At 64.2% G+C, this 400-nt stretch carries 1 protein-coding gene; it reads left to right on the top strand.

Annotated features, from left to right (window positions below; translation table 11 throughout):
• A partial coding sequence (locus VSR82_RS40095) for a transposase (RefSeq protein ID WP_498858937.1) occupies positions 1 to 400 on the top strand: 400 nt, incomplete at both ends.

Raw genomic sequence — 400 nt, 5'->3', positions numbered from 1 at the left:
AATTCGCTCGACTATGCCGGCTGGAAGGAGCGTCGGGAGCTGGCCGCAGCCCTGCGTCCAATCTACACGGCGGCCAGTGCTGCTGCAGCCGAGGCGGAGTTGCTTGCCCTGGAACGGGGCCCGTGGGCAAGCAGGTTCCCGACGGTCATGGCAGCCTGGCGCCGCGCATGGGTTCGCGTGATTCCGTTCTTCGCGTTTCCGCCTGAGGTGCGCAAGGTCATCTACACCACCAATTCGCTGGAGAGCGTGAATGCACAGCTGCGCAAGATCATAAAGACGCGCGGACACTTCCCGTCCGATGAAGCGGCGACCAAACTGCTCTGGCTTGCGCTGCGCAAAATCACCAGCGACTGGCACCGTGCGGCCCACGACTGGAAGGCCGCCATGCGGCAGTTCGCGA

Origin of the sequence: Burkholderia sp. JPY481, assembly GCF_038900515.1 — a bacterium.
GTDB lineage: Bacteria > Pseudomonadota > Gammaproteobacteria > Burkholderiales > Burkholderiaceae > Paraburkholderia > Paraburkholderia youngii.
This window is presented reverse-complemented; position numbering and strand designations above follow the sequence as displayed.